This window comes from Soehngenia sp. (assembly GCF_055108775.1).
Map to the genome: position 1 here is coordinate 1 of NZ_JBSQIL010000002.1, position 17192 is coordinate 17192.

General features: G+C 32.8%; 18 protein-coding genes, 1 tRNA gene and 1 other annotated feature. Of the genes, 1 reads left to right on the top strand and 18 read right to left on the bottom strand.

Annotation, left to right across the window (positions count from 1 at the left end):
- The 14 genes from ACTB1H_RS00450 to ACTB1H_RS00515 form a co-directional block, all read right to left on the bottom strand.
- A partial coding sequence (locus ACTB1H_RS00450) for a GTP-binding protein (RefSeq protein ID WP_463260928.1) occupies positions 1-85 on the bottom strand: 85 nt, incomplete at its 3' end.
- A 64-nt stretch (positions 86-149) separates the two neighbouring features.
- Positions 150-225, bottom strand: a tRNA-Thr gene (locus ACTB1H_RS00455).
- 37 nt (positions 226-262) lie between these two features.
- Positions 263-910, bottom strand: coding sequence for an RNA polymerase sporulation sigma factor SigH (sigH, locus tag ACTB1H_RS00460; protein WP_463260860.1), 648 nt, complete (start codon positions 908-910; stop codon positions 263-265).
- Between the two features lie 18 nt (positions 911-928).
- Positions 929-1471, bottom strand: coding sequence for an NYN domain-containing protein (locus tag ACTB1H_RS00465; RefSeq protein ID WP_463260861.1), 543 nt, complete (start codon positions 1469-1471; stop codon positions 929-931).
- Complete coding sequence (gene rlmB, locus ACTB1H_RS00470) at positions 1440-2189, bottom strand: 23S rRNA (guanosine(2251)-2'-O)-methyltransferase RlmB (RefSeq protein ID WP_463260862.1); 750 nt, start codon at positions 2187-2189, stop codon at positions 1440-1442. The genes ACTB1H_RS00465 and rlmB overlap by 32 nt, the downstream gene beginning before the upstream one ends.
- A gap of 15 nt (positions 2190-2204) precedes the next feature.
- Positions 2205-2972 carry an FAD-dependent thymidylate synthase gene (thyX, locus tag ACTB1H_RS00475; RefSeq protein ID WP_463260863.1) on the bottom strand — a complete coding sequence of 256 codons (768 nt, stop codon included), beginning with the start codon at positions 2970-2972 and terminating at the stop codon, positions 2205-2207.
- A complete protein-coding gene (locus ACTB1H_RS00480; protein WP_463260864.1) occupies positions 2969-3406 on the bottom strand; it encodes a Mini-ribonuclease 3 in 438 nt (145 codons plus the stop codon). The genes thyX and ACTB1H_RS00480 overlap by 4 nt, the downstream gene beginning before the upstream one ends.
- Complete coding sequence (gene cysS, locus ACTB1H_RS00485; protein ID WP_463260865.1) at positions 3391-4788, bottom strand: cysteine--tRNA ligase; 1398 nt, start codon at positions 4786-4788, stop codon at positions 3391-3393. The genes ACTB1H_RS00480 and cysS overlap by 16 nt, the downstream gene beginning before the upstream one ends.
- Before the next feature lie 48 nt (positions 4789-4836).
- Positions 4837-6327, bottom strand: a complete 1491-nt coding sequence (gene gltX, locus ACTB1H_RS00490; RefSeq protein ID WP_463260866.1) for a glutamate--tRNA ligase — start codon at positions 6325-6327, stop codon at positions 4837-4839.
- An 18-nt stretch (positions 6328-6345) separates the two neighbouring features.
- Positions 6346-8064 (bottom strand): proline--tRNA ligase, encoded by a 1719-nt coding sequence (locus ACTB1H_RS00495; RefSeq protein ID WP_463260867.1) that lies wholly within the window; start codon positions 8062-8064, stop codon positions 6346-6348.
- A gap of 46 nt (positions 8065-8110) precedes the next feature.
- Positions 8111-8316: a binding site (T-box leader), on the bottom strand.
- Between the two features lie 9 nt (positions 8317-8325).
- Positions 8326-8823 carry a 2-C-methyl-D-erythritol 2,4-cyclodiphosphate synthase gene (gene ispF / locus ACTB1H_RS00500; RefSeq protein ID WP_463260868.1) on the bottom strand — a complete coding sequence of 166 codons (498 nt, stop codon included), beginning with the start codon at positions 8821-8823 and terminating at the stop codon, positions 8326-8328.
- Positions 8820-9557, bottom strand: coding sequence for a 2-C-methyl-D-erythritol 4-phosphate cytidylyltransferase (ispD, locus tag ACTB1H_RS00505; RefSeq protein ID WP_463260869.1), 738 nt, complete (start codon positions 9555-9557; stop codon positions 8820-8822). Before ispD ends, ispF begins: the two co-directional genes overlap by 4 nt.
- A gap of 26 nt (positions 9558-9583) precedes the next feature.
- Positions 9584-10669, bottom strand: a complete 1086-nt coding sequence (locus ACTB1H_RS00510; RefSeq protein WP_463260870.1) for a PIN domain-containing protein — start codon at positions 10667-10669, stop codon at positions 9584-9586.
- 61 nt (positions 10670-10730) lie between these two features.
- Positions 10731-11219, bottom strand: coding sequence for a CarD family transcriptional regulator (locus ACTB1H_RS00515; protein WP_463260871.1), 489 nt, complete (start codon positions 11217-11219; stop codon positions 10731-10733).
- Between the two features lie 214 nt (positions 11220-11433).
- On the opposite strand from ACTB1H_RS00515, the gene ACTB1H_RS00520 reads away from it, so the two are divergent.
- A complete protein-coding gene (locus tag ACTB1H_RS00520) occupies positions 11434-11838 on the top strand; it encodes a nucleoside triphosphate pyrophosphohydrolase family protein (RefSeq protein ID WP_463260872.1) in 405 nt (134 codons plus the stop codon).
- A 15-nt stretch (positions 11839-11853) separates the two neighbouring features.
- Here the strand turns inward: ACTB1H_RS00520 and radA are convergent, their stop codons facing one another.
- The 4 genes from radA to ACTB1H_RS00540 are packed head-to-tail and all read right to left on the bottom strand — an operon-like array spanning position 11854 to position 17190.
- On the bottom strand, positions 11854-13221 hold the full coding sequence (radA, locus tag ACTB1H_RS00525; protein WP_463260873.1) for a DNA repair protein RadA: 1368 nt from the start codon (positions 13219-13221) through the stop codon (positions 11854-11856).
- 16 nt (positions 13222-13237) lie between these two features.
- Complete coding sequence (locus ACTB1H_RS00530; protein ID WP_463260874.1) at positions 13238-15673, bottom strand: ATP-dependent Clp protease ATP-binding subunit; 2436 nt, start codon at positions 15671-15673, stop codon at positions 13238-13240.
- Positions 15674-15686: 13 nt separating this feature from the next.
- Entirely contained in the window at positions 15687-16703 is a 1017-nt protein-coding gene (locus ACTB1H_RS00535; RefSeq protein ID WP_463260875.1) for a protein arginine kinase, read from the bottom strand.
- Positions 16687-17190 carry a UvrB/UvrC motif-containing protein gene (locus ACTB1H_RS00540; protein ID WP_463260876.1) on the bottom strand — a complete coding sequence of 168 codons (504 nt, stop codon included), beginning with the start codon at positions 17188-17190 and terminating at the stop codon, positions 16687-16689. Before ACTB1H_RS00540 ends, ACTB1H_RS00535 begins: the two co-directional genes overlap by 17 nt.
- Between the last annotated feature and the right edge of the window lie 2 nt (positions 17191-17192).

Here is a 17192-nt window from a genome sequence, read left to right on the forward strand (position 1 = left end):
TTAGTGTTGTCTTACCATGGTCTACGTGTCCTATTGTTCCAATATTTACGTGTGGTTTCTTTCTTTCAAACTTTTGTTTTGCCATTTTTATTCCTCCTATATTTATTTTTTGTCTTTATAGAAAACTCGTCCTAGTGTCTCTTGTTATTTGGAGCCCGCGACCGGACTTGAACCGGTGACCTCTTGCTTACCATGCAAGTGCTCTACCTGCTGAGCTACGTGGGCTTACAGTAATCTATTCTACTACATAATTAACATTTTGTCAATACTGCTTAATCGGCGATAAATAAGTTTCAATTTTTTTCCTTATCCTCTGCAGTGCATTATCTACCCTTTTTACTTTGCAATTTAATTTATCAGCCATCTCATTATATGTGCACCCATTCAAGTACATTGAAAAAATCTTTTTTTCAAAATCACTCAAAAGAGCGTTCACTTTGTTTTCTATATTCAAGATTTCCTCTTCAAGAATGCATATTTCTAGTGGATCCAAGCTATTTACTGATGATATCATATCCTCGTATTTTAAATCTGTATGTTGCCCACAAACTTCCTTATTTAATGAAACATAATCTTTTAACGGAGAGTTTTTCTGTCTGTTGGCTGAATCAAATGCTGTTATGATCTGCCTAGTGATGCAAATGTTCGCAAAATACTTAAACGAAGTGTATTTATCAGGATTATATGCTTTTATAGCCTCATATAATCCAATTAGTCCTTCTTGAACTAAATCTTCATTTTCTGCTCCCTGTATATAATATCTAGCAGCTTTACGTTTTATGATGCCTGTATATTTTTTTATCAAAATTTCAAGTGCTATTTTATCTTCTTCTTGGGCAAGTTTTACTAGTTGTTCATCTGACATTTGCAAATATTCATTTATGCTATTATTTTCGGTCTTAATTTTCATTAGGCAAGCCTCCTGAAGTTATTGTTCCTTTTTCCATTTGTCTAGAGTATCTTTTAAAAGGTCTTCGAGTTTTCCTACTTGAATATCATTTTGCATATTCATTCTCTTGCGTTTTCGTTCTACTGCTTTCTTTGCATTTTCAATTTCTGCTTTTAGCTCTAATGCAGATATTCTTATCCCTCCTTTTTGCAATATTATGTCTTGCTCAAGCTTATCCGATGTAGCTACGGTTACTTTCTTTAATCTGCCAATCTCATCTAATGCTTTTTCTATGTAGTGATCAGCTAGCTCGTTTTCTTTGGTATAAACAACCTTTACACCTTTATATTCGTCGATTGTAGTGATGTTCCCTTTGACCATATATGCATCAAAAACTACTGTTATGTCAATCTTCGAATAGTGAAGGTACTCAGAAAGGATTTCCAATAATCTAATCCTAGCTTCTTCCAAACTAATCTTAGAAAGTTCCTTTAGTTCTTCCCATGAATTTATTATATTGTATCCATCTACATAAAGATATTCTTTCTTCTTAGTTTCCATTTCTTTGTCTTTCCACTTCATATATCAATATTGCTGCAGCTGCAGAAGCATTTAACGATCCTATTTTCCCGTTAATTGGTATTTTTAATAATCCGTCACATTTTTCTTTTACCAATCTAGAGATACCTTTGCCTTCTGAGCCGATTACCAATCCAATTGGCCCTCTTAAACTGGTTTTATAATATAGGCTTTCCCCATCCATATCTGCTCCATAAATCCACAGCCCAAGCTCTTTTAACTCTTCTATTGCTGTAGAAATATTGGTGACTTTAGCTATTTTCATGTGAATAGCTGCTCCTGCCGATGTTTTTATTACTGTTTCATTAACTGTTGCCGCTCTTCGTTTGGGTATGATAATCCCATGGACCCCAGCACATTCAGCAGTCCTTATAATAGCACCTAAATTATGAGGATCTTCAATCCCATCCAATATTACAACAAATGGGTCTTGATTTATTTCTTTTGCATAATCGATTATTTCACTTATATCGCTATAGGTATAATCATTAACGACAGCTATTACCCCTTGATGAGCAAGACCATTAGAGAGATAATCAAGTTTTTCTTTTTCAACATATTGAATTATTATATTTTTTTCTTTAGCCTGATTGATTATTTTGATGATAGAGCCCTTGCTTTCAGATTTTTGTACATAAAGTTTATCAATTTGTGTGTCTGATTTTAAAAGTTCAAGGACTGGATTTCTGCCTATTATGTGATTTGAATTTTTATCATTCATATAAATATCTCCACTCTATTTATTGTCTAGTTCTTTGAAAAAATGTCTTACTTCGTTTATTTTCCCACAGGTCATATTTCCTTCTTTGCATGGGCCTTTTATGCAATTAGGTCCTGCATTTTTAAATAATGTAGGATATACCTTTTTAACTTCCCTTAACATTTCTATAGCTAAGTTTCTAATTTCCCATTGTGCTCTATTGCAAGTTCTTAAACTAAAAAAATTCATAAGACTCCTTGCATTCATAGTCATGACAATTTTAGTTTCACATGCATTCGGGAATAAATATCTTGCATCTTCTATGGATTCTTTTTCGGCTTTTGACCTAGCCTTTTTTTCGCTCATTCCATCAGATATATATTGTTTAGTTTTCTTTTCGGTTAAAATTTGAGTTATTCTATTATATGCTTTTTGATCTTCTTCCATCATCTTTAAGAAAATCTCAGATGCTTCCTCATCTTCTAATATACTAGGTGGCACTATGTATTCAAATTGATCTAATTTTACGTATCTCTGAGATTGTTGTGAGTAACTTGCTAATCTATGTCTAACAAGCTGATGAGTCAAAACCCTTGAAACTCCTTCAATTCCAAATGTAAAGCTTACATGTTCTATTGGACTTTCATGTCCAAGTTCTACTAACATGTTGAGAAAGGATTCTATTTTTTCATCATCTTGACTTTGTTCAATTTCTCCAATTCCAACCTGTGAATAGCATAGTTTTGCCGCAGAAGCTATCAACTTTTCTCCATCGGGCGTATATCTTAGCAATTCTACTTTCATATGAATGCTCCTTTATCCAAATCAAATATTTTATTAAAGATTTCTCCTAACCTTTCAAATTGTTCAGTTAAATAAAGATATCCAATTAAGCATTCCAACCCAGTTGCATACTTATAGTCTATGATTTCTGTGTTCTTAGGGGAGGAATTTATCTTTGCATTCCTCCCTCTCCTAATTATGGATAACTCTTTTTCTGTAAATATTCCCTCTAAAATCTTAACCGCGCTAGCTTGAGATGTAGCCTTAACGTATTTTCTAGCTTTTTCATTCAACTTATTTACATTTAAATCAACATCTAAGATTGCGCTTCTTACCATCAATTCATATACAGCATCTCCTATATATGCTAATTGAAGTGGGTGAAGCCTTTCTATATCTTCTATAACAAGTTTATTATTTGTCGATTTAAAAATATGGTTTATATCCTTTTCCATTTTACACCATCTTTTGTATCCTCTAGAATTATCCCTCTGTTTTTAAGCTCATCTCTTATCTCGTCTGCTTTGGAAAATTCTTTGTTTCTTCTATAATTATTTCTTTCTTCTATTAATTTTAAAATGTCCTCTTCCAAGATTTCTACTCTCTTAGATAATATCCCTAAAACTCTATTAAGTTCCATAAATACTTTATATACATATTCTAATGCTTCTTTAGGTTTACTTTCATCTAAGTTTTGATTTATATATCTTACGAGTTCAAATATTGATGCTATTGCATCTGCTGTATTTATATCGTCTTCCATGCTATTTATAAATTTATTTTTGTAAAAATCTACATTTTCTTTGATTTTTTCATATTCTTTTTTGTCTTCATTTAGGCTAGCATTTTCAATATAATATTCAAGGTTTGTTTTTGCATTATACAGTCTATCTAATGCACTTTTGGACTGATCCATAGCTTCCTTACTAAAATTGATTTGAGATCTATAGTGTGCAGACAATAGAAAGAATCTTAATACTTCTAAATCATAACTTTTCTTTATATCTTTGAGCGTAAAGAAATTCCCTAGTGATTTGGACATTTTCTTGTTGTCAACTGTTAACATGGCATTGTGAAGCCAGTATCTTGCGAATGGTTTTCCTGTCAAAGTCTCAGATTGAGCAATTTCATTTTCGTGATGTGGAAATTGCAAATCCTCTCCTCCCGAATGGATGTCTATAGTTTCGCCTAATAAGGCTCTAGCCATAACTGAACACTCTATATGCCACCCGGGTCTACCTTTTCCCCAAGGACTATCCCAAGATGGTTCTCCTTGTTTTTCTTTCTTCCATAAAACAAAATCCAATGGATTTTCTTTGTCTTCGTTGATTTCAATCCTTGCTCCGCTAATTAGCTCATCGATATTTTTTTTGCTCAATTTCCCATAGTCTTTAGCTTTATCTATCCTAAAATACACATTTCCATTTACTTCATAAGCTGCCCCTTTTGCAATTAACCCTTCAATAAACTCTATCATTTTATTGATGTATTCTGTTGCTCTTGGGTGGATGGTTGGATATTCATACAAGTTTAATTCTTTTGCATCTTCCATAAATGCATCTATATAAGTCTGAGCTATTTCAGTGGTTTCTTTTCCTTCTTCTTTTGCTCTATTTATTATCTTATCATCTATATCAGTAAAATTAATTACCATTTTAACATCTAGCCCTTTGTAAATAAAATATCTTCTCAATGTGTCGAAGACTACCAAAGGTCTTGCATTCCCTACATGTATATAATTATATACAGTTGGTCCACAGTTATACATAGTTACTTTTCCTTCTACTAAAGGAATAAACTCTTCTTTTTTTCTGGTAAGGGAATTATATAAATTCATAGTATCCTCCTTGGTTTAAGCCTTATCGAACATCTAACGTTAATCATATTATATAATACCTGAATAGATTTTCAAAACATTTCTTGCCCTATTGATTATTTTGTCTTTTCCTAGTAAAAAGAGTATGTTAACAAGCTCAGGCCCGTGTTCGCTTCCTGTTAATGCTACTCTAGTTGGCATAAACAAGTTTTTACCTTTTATGCCTGTCTTTTGCTGAATCTTTTTCATGAAAATCTTGGCTTCATCTATGTTGAAGTTGTCAATATTTTGTATTTCCTCAATTATGGCATTCATAAGAATTGGAGTATTATCGTTGTTTAAATGTTGATCGAATAAATCCTTATCTATATCGATTTGTTCTGCAAATATAAACATAGATTTTTGAGGTATTTCAGCTATTGTGTTTAAATTTTCTTTCAATGTATCAACTAGACAATCAAGCCAATATTCATTTTCTTTTGCGAATTTTTCATCTATTAAATTTTCATTTATCAAATAAGGAATAGCTAATTCTCTGATTCTTTCTGTGGAAGAAGTACGTATATAGTGAGAATTTATCCAATTTAATTTATCGATATCAAATATCCCGCCAGTTTTCGAAACCCTTTCAAATGAAAATTTTTCTATCATTTCTTCTAAACTCATTATTTCTTGATTGTCTTCTGGGCTCCAACCGACTAAAGCTAAATAATTAACTAAAGCTTCTGGCAAATATCCTTTATTTCTAAAATCTTCAACCGAAACATCGCCCTGCCTTTTAGATAATTTCTTTCTATCTTTATTTAAAACTGTTGGCAGGTGAACATATGTTGGCTTTTCCCATCCAAAAGCTTCGTATAGATATACATGTTTTGGTGTAGATGGCAGCCATTCTTCACCTCTTACTATATGGGTAATCCCCATTAAATGATCATCCACTACTACTGCTAGATGGTAGGTTGGAAATCCATCTGATTTTAGCAAGACTTGATCGTCCATATCTGAAGTGTTAATAGTTATATGTCCTCTTACCATGTCATAAAAGTTAATGTCTCTATTAAGAGGAAGTTTTAATCTAACTACATATTCTTCACCTTTTTTTATTCTCTCTTTTGCTTCTTCTAATGGAATATTCCTGCAAAAACCATCATACCTAGGTATCTGCCCACTAATTTTTTGCTCTTCTCTAACTTTTTCAAGCCTTTCTTTAGTGCAAAAACAATAATAAGCATGACCTTTTTCTATTAGTTCATCAACATATTTTTGATAAATATCAAGTCTCTTTGATTGTATATAAGGTCCAAATTCCCCTTTTTCAATGATTTTACCATTTTCTATGAAAACTCCTTCATCATAGCTTATACCTGCCCAGAGTAGTGAATTTATGAGATTTTCAATTGCACCTTCTACAAACCTTGTCTGATCAGTGTCTTCAATTCTTAAAATAAAATTCCCTTTGTTCTGCCTTGCGAATAAATAATTATATAATGCAGTTCTTAATCCACCGATATGAAGATAACCTGTAGGACTGGGTGCAAACCTTACTCTTACATTATCCATATTAATCCCCCTTGATAATTATAGTTCAAATCCTTCCTCTTTAAATGCCATTATTATTCTATCATAAACTTCTTCTGCTTTTAAATCTTCCTTTTCATTGGATTTCCTTAAAGAAAACTCTACTATGCCTTCATTTGCAAACTTGCCTACTGTGATTCTAACAGGTATTCCAATCAAATCTCTATCATTAAATTTTACTCCAGCACTTTCGTTTCTGTCATCCAATAAAACTTCTATGCCTTTTTTCGTCAATTCATCATATAATTTCTGTCCTAAGGCATATTGTTCCTCTTTTTTTGTGTTGATTATAGTTATTATCACATGGTATGGAGCAACGACAAATGGCCAAACTATACCTTTTTCATCATGATACTGTTCAACTATTGCTGCTAATGATCTCGATACCCCTACTCCATAGCTTCCCATGACAAATTCTCTTTCTTTGCCGTTCTCATCTAGAAATGTTGCATTTAAACTCTTCGAATATTTTGTACCAAGTTGAAATATATTCCCTACTTCAATACCTCTATCTATATAGAGCTTACTACCACATTTTGGACAAATATCTCCTTCTTCAACCAAAAGTAGATCCTCAACTACCTCAGCCTCAAAGTCTCTCCCATAGTTTACATTTCTTAAATGATAATTAGTTTCGTTAGCTCCTACTACTATGTTTCTCATAAAAGTAATCCTTTTATCAACTATTATTCTAGCATCTTTAATCCCAATAGGTCCTGTAAATCCTTTATCTGCTAAACTAATTTCTCTTATTGTATTTTCATCTGCCATTTCCAATTCATGTTCTGCTATTTTTAAATAGTTTATCAGTTTTGTTTCATTTAGTTCCCTATGCCCTGGAATCAATACTACAATAGGTTTGCCGGTTGCTTTATAAATAATTGCTTTTCCAAATCTATTTTTATCAATATTCAAAAATTCTGTTAGTTCGTCAATCGTCCTTATATCTGGTGTATATACTTTTTCAATTTCCATCATAGGCTCATTGTTTTCTACTTTAATTACTACATCTGCTTTTTCATCTGTTGCAGCGTAATCACAGTCTTTGCAATATGCAATTCTGCCTTCTCCCACATCACTCATTGCCATAAATTCGTGAGAAATTTTTCCTCCCATTGCTCCTGTATCGCCTTGAACAACTTTATAGTTCAATTTGAGCCTAGTAAATATCGCATCGTATGCATCCCACATCTTTTGGTAAGATAATTTCATGCTTTCTTCATCGACATCAAAACTATATGCATCTTTCATTATAAATTCGCGAGCTCTGATAACTCCAAATCTTGGTCTTTTTTCATCTCTATATTTTGTTTGAATTTGGTATATTATAAGAGGAAGTTGTTTATATGAATTTACCTCGTCTTTAATTAAATTTGTAAAATATTCTTCATGTGTTGGCCCTAAGCAGAACTCTCTGTCATTTCTATCTTTGAGTTTAAACATTTCTGGACCGAAGTTGTCCCATCTGCCAGATGCTTCCCATAGTTCTCTTGGTTGAATTGCTGACATCAATAACTCTTGAGCCCCTTTTTTATCCATCTCTTCTCTGACTATATTTTCAATCTTTCTAATCGACCTATACCCTAAAGGTAGGTATGAATAAACTCCACTAACTAATTTTCTAATCATACCAGCTCTTAAAAGGAGTTGATGACTTGGAATTTCAGCTTCAGCTGGCACTTGCCTTAAAGTTGGCATATAAAGATTTGACATTTTCATTGATTATTCCTCCTCTTTGAATAAATAAAAAAACCTTTCATCTACATAAAGAGACGAAAGGCAAACTCCGCGGTACCACTCTTGTTAATCCAAGTTTCATTGGATTCACTCATAGGCTATAACGAGCCAAACGTTAAGCTTTCGCTAAATGCTCTAGGGTGGGTTCGTCAATCATTGGGCAAGAAACCTCTCAGCTATAAGTTTCCTCTCTAAGTACCATAATTAACTACTATTTCCTCTCATCGCTACTAATTTTATAGTCTATACAAAAATATTTTTATTGTCAACATCTTTTTCAAGCAGGCAAACACAATAGCTAGTCATTCCCTCTTCTCTGCCTTCAAACCCAAGTTTCTCAGTGGTTGTTGCTTTTATACTTATGTTTTCAATGTTAGTGTTTAAGGCATTTGCCACATTTTCTCTCATCTTAGTAATATATGGAGCTAGTTTTGGATTTTGAGCAGCTATAACAGCGTCTATATTGCCTACTTTATATCCGCTATTTTTCATAAGCTCATACACTTTTTTCAATAGAATCATACTAGAAATGTCTTTATATGCCATATCAGTGTCTGGGAAGTGTTTCCCAATGTCACCTAATGCCAAAGCTCCTAAAATAGCATCCATTATACTGTGAACTAAGACATCTGCATCAGAATGGCCTAACAATCCTTTCTCATGCTGAATTTTAACTCCCCCTAGTATAAGCTCTCTATGCTCGTTAAATTGATGAACATCCATACCAAATCCAATTCTCATAGTACACCTCCAAAATCATCATTCGATTTGTTGGTCTCAATATTTTTTAGTATTGACTCAGCAATAATCAAATCTTCTGGTGTAGTTATCTTTATGTTATCATAACTTCCCATAATCATCATGACAGGATGTCCGTATTTTTCGACTAAAGAACTATCATCAGTTGCTATTATACCTTCGAAGTTAGCATATTCATACCCTTTTTTTAATAGCTCTGTTTTAAAACACTGTGGTGTCTGAGCAGCCCACAACAACGCTCTATTTGGAGTATGATGCACTTTATTGTTTTCATCCACTACTTTTATGGTATCTTTCACTGGTACTCCAATGACACAAGCACCATATTTAATTACTCCTTCAATTCCTTTTAATATAAGCTCTTCTCTTAAAAAAGGTCTTGCTCCATCGTGAGTAAGTACAATATCTGATTTCTCGCTCAATGCCAATATCCCATTATATATTGAGTCTTGTCTTTCCTTTCCACCCTTAACTATATTTGTAACTTTCTTAAACCCATATTTCTTAATTATTTCTTTTTTACAATATTCGATTTCTGTTGCTCTTGCAACAACTACAATTTCATCTATATATTTTGATCTGTCAAATTTCTCAATTGTATGAGCTAGTATTGGTTTATTGTCGATCAAAATAAACTGTTTGTTTACACCGCTGCCCATTCTGTTGCTCATTCCGGCTGAAGCGATTATGACTGATACAAAATTGCCATTATACATTATCATCACCTCTATCTAAGCTAATTTTATTTAGGCTTTGCAAAAATCATTTTGCCAGCAGAGGTCTGAAGCACCGATGTAACGACTACGTCTATGTTCTCGCCTATATATTTTTTGCCAGATTCCACTACAATCATTGTACCATCATCTAAATATGCTAATCCTTGCCCTGACTCTTTTCCGTCTCTAACAACTTGCACTAGCATCTCTTCCCCCGGCAATACAACTGGTTTTACAGCATTTGCCAAATCATTTATATTAAGCACTTCTATACGTTGAACTTCTGCGACCTTATTTAAATTATAATCGTTAGTTATTATTTTACCATTTAGCATTTGAGTAAGCTTTAACAACTTGGAATCAACTTCTGTTATATCTTCAAATTTTTTATCATGAATAATAATTTCGGTATCTAGCTCATTTTGAATTCTGTTTAATATGTCAAGCCCTCTCCTACCTCTATTTCTTTTTAAAGGATCAGAGGAATCAGCTATGTGCTGAAGTTCTTCTAAAACAAATTCAGGAATTACTAGTGGTCCTTCTATAAAACCAGCTTTTACAATATCTGCAATCCTGCCGTCAATAATGACACTTGTATCTAATATCTTTGGAGAAGTCTTAAAAGATTTTGATTTATCTTTTGAACTCCTCTTTATTAAGTCATTGTCTGTTGTAAAATTTTTAATGCTAGCATTGATATCGTCTATTTTCCTAAATGGAATTCTTATCCCTAAATATCCAAAGAATATATATAGCAATACCGATCCAATAATCCCAATATATGGTATTTTTATCATATATAGAGGTTGACTTAATAGATACGCTATAATCAAGCCTATGATTAAGCCTATTGAACTAAATATTATGCTTTGCAAAGTAAATCTCTGCAATTCATGTTCAATTCTTTTTGCTAAATATTTAGCAAATTGTATGAATTTAGGGGATAAAAAGAAAAATATAATTCCAAATATTATAACAAAAGAAATAATAGCTATGATTGAGTTGCTTCCACTAAAATTAATCAAATTTAAATTATCTAATATGCTATATAAAAGAAATCCTAATGCCATTCCAAATGAAGTGATGATAGCTCTGACTATTTTTTCTACCATCTTTTCACCTCCTCTTTTTAAAAGTATTATATCTGTATTTGCCTAAACTTTCCAGATATTTTTATGTTTGCTCATTAAAAATAGCTTCCTGAACTAATCTCTCAATCTCTAAAATTGATAAATTAGCCGCAAGCACTAGTTCAGAAAATAATATTTTTTTTGCATCATTCAACATCTTTCTCTCACCTGTTGAAAGACCCTTTTCTTTATCTAAAATACTTAAGTTTCTAACGACTTCTGCAATTTTATATATGTCTCCGGTTTTTATATGATCTAAATTTGCTCTATATCTCCTATTCCAATTATCAGGCATTTTTGATTTATTATCTCTTAATATATCAAAAATTTCTTTTACTTGTTCTTCTGTAATTATATCTCTTACTCCGACTTCTTCTATATTTTCCACAGGTACCATTACTTTCATATCTCCGATTGGCATTCTCAATATAAAGTATTTTCTTTTTTCTCCCAACACTTCTTTAATTTCTAAATCCTCTATCACTCCAGCGCCATGCATTGGGTACACAATCTTATCGCCAATTTTAAACATAGGATTTCCTCCTTTTATAGATTCTACATTTTAAGTATAACCCAACTAATGGAGAATGTAAAGTTTATATAGTATCATAACCATTATTTAGAGTCAATTATTTTTTATTTCATTGTAATTTTACACAATTTAAAGAAAATTTTTAATCTTATTTCATAATGTTTGACAAACCCCGTAGACTTTTTTTATAATGAATGTAAGAAAGGGTGATTTTATGGATACACTAGATGAAAAAAATATTATAGATGATTTGCAAACATTATCAAGTAGAGTTTCAATTAGACATAAAAGTATATTGGATATAATGACAAAGTTAGATGAATATAACGCAAGAATTAATAGAGCCGTAGCAAAATCAGTAACAAACTGCGGGTGCATAGAGATTGTAGCTAAAAAACAGGATTTTGATTCTGACACTCTTGAGGAATTAGTTCAAACGTTAGATTCCCATGTCAGAGGAAATATCTGTAATGTTTGTAAGGAAAAATTAGAAGAAGAAATCGGAGCATATATCTTTTTTTTGAGTTCTTTAGCTGAAACTCTCGGCTTTAATCTATCTGATACAATAAAAAAAGAATTAGAGAGAGACAAAATTCTCGGAATATATACAATGAAATAGTGGGGTATTCCCCCACTATTTAAAAAACTCCTTAAGTACATCTTTAAGCAATTTATTTTTAACAATCTCCAAGTTCTTAAATTTTGTATTCATTATAACATCATAGGGAATGTAAGCTTTTTTTATACCCATTCTTTCGGCTTCTTTTAATCTTGATTCTAAAGAAGGTATTTTTTTTAGTTCTCCAGTTAGTCCCACATCCGCTAAAAAGACAGTGTCCGTATCTATGGCTATATCATAATATGAAGAAGCAATACTCATTATAATAGCCAAATTTGAAGCCTGATCTTTTAATCTGATTCCTCCTGTAGTTTTAATTACAACATTTTTGTCATATAAATTTATTCCCCCACGTTGTTCTAGAACTGATATCAAGGTATTTAAATGATCTCTCTTCAATGAATCGCTAATTCTTGAAGGATATGGTGTGAACGAATGAGATACTAGTGATTCTATTTCTAAGATTATAGGTCTGGTACCTTCTTTCACTACTGTTAATGAGCTTCCTGATACGTTGTTATCTTTGTTTCTTCTAGTCATAAAAAACTCACTGGGATTGTCTATAGAAAGCATCCCTCTTTCAGTCATGCTGAAAAAGCCAATTTCCCCAGTAGATCCATACCTGTTTTTTGTAGTAATCAAAGTTCTTAGCTCTTCTCCTGATTCCCCTTCTATGACAAGAACACAATCCACTAGGTGTTCAAGTGCTCTAACTCCAGCTAACTCATCCTCTTTAGTCATCTGTCCTACTATGAAAACTACTTTTGGTTTCTTGCTCTCTTTTGCTAATTTGACAAGTTCATTTGCACATCCCATTGTCTGAGTAGGAGAGCCTGCACGAGAAGGTAACGCTTCTTCTACTGTAAATGTTTGAATGCTATCAATTATAATAAATTCGGCATCTAAATTATTAGCTACTTCAACCACTCTATCTAAGCTATTATCCGAAATCACAAATAAATTTTCATCTATATCAGTTAATATTCTTAAAGCTCTAGATTTTATTTGTGAGCTGGACTCTTCTCCAGATGCATATAAAACCTTGATTCCTTTTTTTGCCAGTATATTGGCAACCTGCAATAACAGAGTAGATTTTCCAGCACCGGGCTTTGCGGTAAGGATAGTCACAGAATCTCTGACTATCCCTCCCCCCATTACTCTGTCGAATTCATTTATTTGCGTTTTTATCCTTTCACTATTTTTAGAGTCTACTTCAGATAATTTAAACGGAGTGATTGTTGATTTTGTCTTTGTTTTTTCAAATAACTCTACCGAAACAATCTCCATAGTCCCAAACTCATTGCACTGTGGACATTTACCTAAAAACCCTACCATCTCATATCCACAGCTTTTACATCTATATATGTTTGATTTCTTAGGCACTTAGCTTTCCTCCAAATTATTGTTTTAATGCAGTCTTTTTGAAAACTAAATTTTCTCCGTCATAATCAATTTCAACTTCATCATCTATGTGAATATTCCCCTTTAATATCTCCTCAGCTAATTTATCTTCAATCATTTTTCTGATTGTTCTTTCTAGTGGTCTAGCTCCAAATACAGAATCAAATCCTTGTTTTGCAATATATTTCTTTGTATCCTCAGAAATCTTTACCTTTACTCCCAATCTACCTAATCTTTCTTCTAGTCCTTGTACCATCAAGTCAACTATTGCATATATTTGATTTTCTTCAAGTCCATGGAAAACTATTATCTCATCAATTCTATTTAAAAATTCAGGTCTAAAAGTCCTTTTTAGTTCTTCTGTTATAATCTCTTTCATTTTTTCATATTCTTTTTTGTCATTTTCTTCATTTGTTGAGAATCCAAGAATATTTTGCTTTTTAATTGAAGTAGCTCCTACATTTGATGTCATGATTATAACTGTATTTTTAAAGTCTACTGTCCTTCCTTTAGAGTCAGTTAATCTACCATCATCCAAAATTTGAAGTAGCATGTTGAAGACTTCTGGGTGTGCTTTTTCAATCTCGTCAAACAAAACGACAGAATAAGGTTTTCTTCTGACTGCTTCAGTTAATTGGCCTCCCTCTTCATAACCAACATATCCTGGAGGAGATCCTACAAGCCTTGATACTGAATGTTTTTCCATATACTCGCTCATATCTATTCTTATCATTGCATCTTCATCGCCAAATAATGCTTGCGCTAGAGCCTTTGCTAAATAAGTTTTACCCACACCAGTTGGTCCAACAAATATAAAACTTCCTATTGGCTTGTTTGGATCTTTTAATCCTACTCTTGCTCTTCTTACAGCTTTAGAAACAGCTTCTACTGCTTGATCCTGACCAACAACTTTCTTGTGAAGTTCTTTTTCTAAGTTTAATAGTCTTTCGCTTTCTTCAGTGCTCATGTTTGTTACAGGCACTCCGGTCCATTGAGATACAATCTCAGCTATTTCATTGTAACCAACTACTAGATTTGTATCATGTCTTTTCTTTTCCCATTGTATTTTTTTGTTTTCCATTTCTTCTTTTATTGTTTTTTCTTCATCCCTTATGCGAGCTGCTTTTTCAAAGTTCTGAGTATTGATAGCTTCTTCTTTTTCATGCTGAAGTTCTTCTAATCTTTCTTCTAATGTTTTCAACTCTAAAGGAGCAACGTAATTATTTACTCTCAATTTTGACGCAGCCTCATCAATCAAGTCAATTGCCTTATCTGGCAAAAACCTATCGGTTATATATCTATATGACAATTCAGCAGCCGCTTGTATAGCTTCATCAGTTATTTTTACACCATGATGAGCTTCATATCTATCTCTTAATCCTTGGAGAATTTTAATTGTGTCTTCTACACTTGGTTCCTCTACCATAATAGGTTGCAATCTTCTCTCTAGTGCAGAATCTTTTTCAATATACTTTCTATACTCATCAATTGTAGTTGCTCCTATTATTTGCAATTCCCCTCTTGCAAGTGTTGGTTTAAGAATGTTTGAGGCGTCAATTGCTCCTTCAGCAGCACCAGCTCCAACTATAGTGTGGAGTTCATCTATAAACAATATGACATCTCCAGCTTCTTTCAATTCTTTCATAACGGCTTTTAACCTTTCTTCGAATTCTCCCCTATATTTAGCACCTGCTATTAACCCAGGTAAATCTAGTGTCAATATTCTCTTGTCTTTAATAACTTCCGGCACCGTGCCTTCAACTATCTTTTGTGCCAACCCTTCAATTATAGCTGTTTTACCAACTCCCGGCTCTCCTATGAGCACTGGATTGTTTTTAGTCCTTCTACTTAAAACTTGTATGACCCGCTCTATTTCTTTGGATCTGCCTATTACAGGATCTATTTCTCCATTTTGAGCCATTTTATTTAAATCAATTGTATATTTATCAAGATTTGGTGTTTCTTTATCCTCTTCGTTCGTCTTGTTGTAATTTGCTGGGTCTGTGATTTTAGTAACAATCCTTTGTGCTAATTTTTGAGGATCTATGCCTAATCTCTTTAGTATAGTTGTAGCAATGCCTTCCCCTTCGACTATTAATGCTAATAATAAATGTTCAGTACCAACGTAGTTGTGTCCTAAATTTCTTGCTTCTTGAAATGATAATTCAAATACTCTCTTTGTCCTAGGTGTATATCCTAAAACCTCAGAGCCTTCTTCTCCCATTCCTACTATATTATATACTTCTGTTCTTATTTTATCTAATGTTACACCGAACTCTTTTAATGTTGTAGCAGCTAAACCCTGATCCTCTGCCATTAATCCTAGGAGTAAATGCTCCGTTCCTATATAATTGTGGTTGAACTTTTTAGCTTCTTCTTGAGACAACAAAATTGCTTTCTGTGCACTTTCAGTAAATCTGCCATTCATACCCATATAAAACCCTCCATTAACTAAAATAATTTCTGACTATATCTGCTCTCATTATATCTCTTTCAATTCTATTCATAGCTTTATTTGATCTATTTTGAATATTCCCCGGTTTGATATCTATCATCAGTTTTATCAAATCCTTATATTTTTCATCCTCTATAAGCTTTAAATCAAGCCCCAGCTTAACAATAGATATCTGCTCCATAGCTTCATTAGATGATATCATTCTTGCGTTTTGCAAAATCCCTAGAGCTCTATATACCTTATCCTCAATCTCCAATTTCTTATTTTCCAATAAAAAGTTTCGCGTATTTTGCTCTCTGTTTCTAATTTCATTTGCTACTTCGTCAATTTTTTTGATGATTTCAGTTTCTGTTTCTCCAAGTGTTAATTGGTTAGAAACTTGATATAAATGTCCAACTGCTTCTGTCCCTTCGCCATATATACCTCTAATTGTTAGTCCTATTCTTCTTAGAGCATCCATTAATCCCATGATATAACCTGTTATTGTCATTGCTGGTAAATGAAGCATCACTGATGCTCTTAAGCCAGTCCCAACATTAGTTGGACAAGAAGTTAAATATCCATATTCATTATGAAATGCATAATCTAATTTAGATTCTAACAAGTCATCAATTTTCTCACATTCTTCCCATGCTTGATTCAATTTCAATCCAGGATATAATGTTTGAAGTCTTAGATGATCTTCCTCATTTATCATTATTGTTGCCTTTTCATCATTTCTCAAATAGAATGCACTTTTCCCAGTCTGTTCAACCAACCCTGGACTTATCAAATGATTTTCCATAAATCTCATTTTTTCACGTGGTTCCAATTGCTCAAGGTTGTAGTATACATATTCCCCATTAGGAAGTAATTCATCAACAGCTTGTCTGATTTTTTCCAAAGTCTTAATTGCCTCTTCTTTTGATGAATACAATGGAAAAGTATCGCTTTTTAAATTTCTGGCTAATCTAATTCTTGAACTCACCACAACAGGGTCTATTTGACTATCTTCAATCCATTTGGTCATTATTATCACTCCTGTCAGCTAGCTCCAATTTGTTTTTTAATTCCTTAATCTCGTCCCTCAATAGAGCTGCTTTTTCATATTCTTCATTCTTTACTGCTGTATCTAGTTCACTAATTAGCCTATTGATATCTTTTTCAATCAACAATAATGGATAAGCCCTCTTGGGCATTTTCCCTGTATGTTTAGTATGCCCATGTATACCCTTAATGATATTCTTTAAATCATCTCCAAATGCATCATAGCATTCTGAGCATCCTAGCTTTCCTGTTGATCTAAATTTTTCATAACTCAATCCACAATTTTTACATTTAACATCAGGTGTAGAGTAAATACTTCCAAATAGCTTATGCAACGGGAACTTGTTTATTAAATCTTCCTTATATCCAGCCGCACAAATCTCGCATAAATGATGTTCTTCCACTACTCCATTTATGACTGTTTTGTAATGAATTTTAGCATCTCTCTTTTTGCATGATTCACATATCATTT